Consider the following 4,715-nt stretch of genomic DNA (forward strand, 5'->3'; position numbering starts at 1 on the left):
GCCGCCGGCGCGACGACGGCGACCGGCGCGGGCGACGGCGACGGCGGGGCCGAGGCGGCGGCCTTGTCGCCCAGCATGACGGTGGGATTGCGCAGCCACGCCCGTCCGTCCGGCGTCAACGCCAGTCCGGCCAGAACGCCGACCACGAAGATCGCCGTCAAAGCGTTGATGCCAGCGCGCAAGGAGTCCCCCGACTGAAACACGTCCAGTCTTGCCTTTTACCCTATCGCTGCGATCTGGCCACCTCGCGCCCGTGTCGCGGGAAGAAAAAGGTTAATCGCGAGGGGTTTAGCCGAACTTTCCTTCGGCCCATCTCGCCGCGAAATAGCCGCCGAGAGCCGAAACCGTGGTCAGGGTCGTGCCCCACGCCAGGTCGATCAGGGTCAGCTTGACCGACCAGACATTCAGCGTCGCCTGGTTGGTCAGGTCATAGGTGGCGTAGGCCACGAAGCCGAGCACCGCGCCGTTGATCGCCGCCCGCTGCCAGGCCCCCTCGCGCAGGGCCGGCTCGATGGCCAGGAAGACCGTCCCGAAGATGGAGATCAGATAGAAGGCGACCGCCGCCTTCATGTCCGGCTTGTCGGCCAGGATTGGGCCGAGCACCGGCTTGTACAGGCGGTTGGTCATGGTGGTCAGCCAGACGGCGTCTATGGCCGCGAAGGTCAGGCCGGCCCCGAGATAGGCGACGATGTATTTGATCATGTCTTCAGGTCCTCAAGCCGGCTTCAGCAGATAGTGGGTGACGGCCCAGGTGTTGCCGCCATCGTTGCCGAACAGGCCGGCCGTGGCCAGATAGAACCGCCGCCAGCGCCGCCGCCACAGGGCCGCATCGGCGCCGTAGGTCTCGCGCATCAGCTCCATCACCCGGTCGCCGTTGGCGTCCATATTGGCCAGCCAGTGGTCGGCGGTGCGCTGATAGTTGACGCCGTTCCAGGTCCATTCGCGCTCGACCCGGAACAGGTCGGGAAACTGCCGCATCAGGCCGCGGCTGGGCATGACGCCGCCGGTGAAGAAATGCTGGGCGATGAAGTCGCCGCTGTCGGTGTGGTCGAACCGGTAGGGCGCGTCGCGGTGGGTGAAGATGTGGATGAACATCCGCCCGTCCGGCTTCAGCCAGCCGTGGGCCCGGCTCAGCAGGGCGCGCCAGTTGGCCATATGCTCGAACATTTCGACCGAGACGATCCGGTCGAAGCCCCCGCCGCCCGCGTTCGGGCTGAAATCGTTCATGTCGCAGGTGATGACAGTCAGATTGCCCAGCCCCCGCGCCTTCGCCTGGGCCTCGATATGCCGCCGTTGCCCATGGCTGTTCGACACGGCGGTGATGGTCGATCCCGGATAGCGTTCGGCCATCCACAGGCTCAGCGAGCCCCAGCCGCATCCCAGCTCCAGCACCCGCTGACCATCCGCCAGCCCGGCGTGGAGACAGGTCTCCTCCAGCGCCGCCTCCTCCGCCTCGTCCAGCGTCGTCTCCGCCGCCGGATACAGGCAGCAGGAATATTTCAGCCGCGCGCCGAGGCAGATCTCGAAGAACTCGGGCGGCAGTTCATAGTGCTGGGCGTTGGCCGCCGCCGCATGCTCGGCGATCGCGCGTTTGGCCATGTCGCGGGCGAACACGGCCTCGTCGTGCGGCCCCTCCCGGTCCAGACGCTTGCGGGCCTCGCTGACCAGGCTGTCAATGGCCGGGCGGGCGACGAAATCCGGGAAGGGTGCATCCTGCAGACGGCGGATGGCGGCGGTGGCGAGGCTCATGCTGGTGTCCTGACAGATCTGGCGAACGTTTCAGCTACGTCGAGCGTTGCAGTCCGGATGTACGGCATCCGCCACAGACCCGGCTCCGTAACTTCCGACACGTTTCTCCGGAGCCGGCATGCCCCCTCACCTCGTCGCCACGTCCCCAGCGCCCGCGGGCCAACGCATCGCCGTTGTCGGCTCCGGCATCTCGGGCCTGTCCTGCGCCTGGCTGCTGTCGCAATCGCATGACGTGACCCTGTTCGAGGCGGACAACCGGCTGGGCGGGCATTCCAACACCGTCGACGCTCCGGCGCCCACCGAGCCCGTCCCGGTCGACACCGGCTTCATCGTCTATAACGAGGCCAACTACCCCAATCTGAAGGCCCTGTTCGAACACCTCCACGTCCCGACCAAGCCGGCCATGATGTCGTTCGCCGTATCCATCGACGACGGGGCATTCGAATATTGCAGCCAGGGCCTCGGCGCCCTGTTCGCCCAGAAGCGGAACTACGCCAGCCCCCGGTTCTGGGGCATGATCGGCGACCTGCTGCGCTTCCAGAAACAGGCGCCGCGCGACCTGCCGGCGCTGGAGCAGTCCGGCGAGACCCTCGACGCCTACCTGACCCGAGGCGGCTACGGGGACCTGTTCCGCGAGGCGCATCTGCTGCCCCAGGCCGCGGCCATCTGGTCCTGCACCATGGGGCAGATGGCCACCTACCCGGCGGCGTCCTTCGTGCGCTTCTACATGAACCACAACCTGCTCAAGGTGGACCTGAAGCCGACCTGGCGCACCGTCGACGGCGGCAGCCGGTCCTACGTAACCCGCCTTGCGGAGGCCTTCCGCGGCCGGATCGTCACCGATGCGGGGATCACCGGCGTGCTGCGCGGTCTCGACGGCGCCGCCCTGCGCTTCGCCGACGGCCGGCTCGAGCGTTTCGACGCCGTGGTCCTGGCCACCCATTCCGACCAGGCCCTGAAACTGCTGGACGCGCCGTCTGCGGACGACCGCCGGCTGCTGGGCGCCATCGAATACCGGCCCAACCGGGTCATCCTGCATCGCGACACGTCGCTGATGCCGAAACGGCGCAAGGCGTGGGCGGCCTGGACGCACCTCGGCTATTCCGACCGCGCGGGCGAGGGCGGCGTCACCTACTGGATGAACGAGCTCCAGTCCCTGCCCGGACCGCCCCTGTTCGTCAGCCTCAACCCGGCCCGCGCGCCCGACCCGGCGCTGGTGCTCGGCGAATGGGACTATGAGCATCCGGTGTTCGACGCCGCCGCCGTGGCGGCCCAGTCGGAACTGTGGAGCCTGCAAGGCCGCCGCAATGTCTGGTTCGCCGGCGCCTGGTTCGGCTCGGGCTTCCACGAGGACGGCTTGCAGGCCGGCCTCGCCGTCGCCGAACAGCTGGGCGGCGTGCGGCGCCCGTGGTCGGTCGAGAACGAGAGCGGCCGGATCCAGCTGGGCGTTGCGCCGCCCCCGCTGGCGAAGGTGGCGTGAGCGCGAGTTCCACATTCCTTCCCCCATCTCGGGGGAAGGTGGGCCGCGCAGCGGCTCGGATGGGGGCTCTGTCCGCATCAGGAACGCCGGACGATGGGCCCGCCACTGACAACCCCCATCCGTCTCGCCTCGCGAGCCACCTTCTCCCGAAGGGGGGGAAGGCATCCGCCCTCTACGTCGGCGAGGTCGTCCACCAGCGCGCCCGCACCTTTGACCATCGCCTGCGCTACCGTCTCTGGATGGTGCTGGCCGACCTCGACGAGCTCGACGGGCTTCAGGACCGCCTCCACTTGCTTCGCCGTCGCTTCGGCCCGATCACCCTGCGCGCCGCCGACCACGGCGACCGTTCGCGTCGCCCGCTGCGCGCCCAGATCGAAGGCCATCTGGCGGACGCCGGCATCGACATCGCCGGCGGCCCGATCCGTCTTCTGACCCTGCCGCGTATCCTCGGCTACGGCTTCAATCCGATCAGCGTCTTCTTCTGCCACACCCCCGACGGCGCCCTCGCCGCCCTGCTCTATGAAGTCACCAACACCTTCCACGAACGCCACAGCTATCTGGTGGCGGTCCCGGCGGAACAGAGCGGACCGCTGCGCCAGACCGTCGAAAAGCGGTTCTTCGTCTCGCCCTTCATGGACCGCGACCTGACCTATGATTTCACGGTCCAGCCTCCGGGCGAGGCCGTGTCCGTCGTCGTCGCCGTCCGCCGCGGCGACACGCCCATCCTGACCGCGTCTTTCGCCGGTCGTCGCCGCCCTCTGACGGACCGCGAACTGCTGCGCGCCTTCGTCACCCATCCGCTCCTGACCTGGAAGGTGACGCTCGGCATTCACTGGGAGGCGCTGAAGATGATGCTCAAGGGCGCCCGGTACCGACATCGCGGGGCGCCGCCCACCCAGGCGGTGACGACCGGACACGGACGCTAGCCGCGCCGCCCTCATCGTCTCCTCCCTGTTCGCGTAGCGAATGGGAGGAGACACCAAAATCATGCTGACAATCCGCCGATTGCCAGCATATCCCGCGCCGCCAAACCCCTGACTCCGCTCGCCTTCCCAAAAAAGCAGCGTCCCTATCCCGCCGTAGCTGGACCCCGTCCTAGACTCCCCCCGTCCCGTCGCAAGGGAGGCTCGCTCGGCCGGCGATCCGAAGCGGCGGCGGGAGCGGAGGGAGCGGGCCGCGACGGAGCAATCCGGACGCGGCGGCCCGAGGGCTGCAACGCCCTCAGGCCAAGGGACGGGGAACAACCCTCGTCCGGTCCAGGAGACGGTCGTCGCCGTCCCTGCCCGCGGCGCGCGGACCGGGTCACCTGCCAACAACAGGCGACGGCCCCGGCGCGTCGAAAACCCGCCGCGCGGAGCGTCTGTCTTTCGCCGAAACGGTATTCCTATCCACTCATCCGGGCGGAAGCCCGGGCGCTCCGCCATGCCTCGCGTCACCGCCCTGGAAACAGCGCGGCGCAGACGCTTGCCCACATGATCGTTGTTAA

4 protein-coding genes and 1 pseudogene are annotated in these 4,715 nt (G+C 68.4%); 2 read left to right on the forward strand and 3 right to left on the reverse strand.

Going from position 1 to position 4,715, the window contains the following annotated elements:
* The 3 genes and pseudogenes from B2742_RS08490 to B2742_RS08500 form a co-directional block, all read right to left on the reverse strand.
* Positions 1 to 182 (reverse strand): annotated as a pseudogene (locus B2742_RS08490) (DUF459 domain-containing protein); the annotation flags it as partial.
* Positions 183 to 288: 106 nt separating this feature from the next.
* On the reverse strand, positions 289 to 702 hold the full coding sequence (locus B2742_RS08495; RefSeq protein ID WP_292065087.1) for a DUF2177 family protein: 414 nt from the start codon (positions 700 to 702) through the stop codon (positions 289 to 291).
* A gap of 12 nt (positions 703 to 714) precedes the next feature.
* Complete coding sequence (locus tag B2742_RS08500) at positions 715 to 1,749, reverse strand: SAM-dependent methyltransferase (RefSeq protein WP_292065089.1); 1,035 nt, start codon at positions 1,747 to 1,749, stop codon at positions 715 to 717.
* A 118-nt stretch (positions 1,750 to 1,867) separates the two neighbouring features.
* Here B2742_RS08500 and B2742_RS08505 point away from each other — a divergent pair, with 118 nt between their 5' ends.
* Both B2742_RS08505 and B2742_RS08510 read left to right on the forward strand, forming a co-directional pair.
* Positions 1,868 to 3,229 (forward strand): NAD(P)/FAD-dependent oxidoreductase, encoded by a 1,362-nt coding sequence (locus B2742_RS08505; protein WP_292065091.1) that lies wholly within the window; start codon positions 1,868 to 1,870, stop codon positions 3,227 to 3,229.
* Positions 3,230 to 3,288: 59 nt separating this feature from the next.
* Entirely contained in the window at positions 3,289 to 4,155 is an 867-nt protein-coding gene (locus B2742_RS08510) for a DUF1365 domain-containing protein (RefSeq protein ID WP_292065093.1), read from the forward strand.
* Positions 4,156 to 4,715: the final 560 nt, after the last annotated feature.

Source organism: Brevundimonas sp. UBA7664, assembly GCF_002483305.1.
Lineage (GTDB): Bacteria > Pseudomonadota > Alphaproteobacteria > Caulobacterales > Caulobacteraceae > Brevundimonas.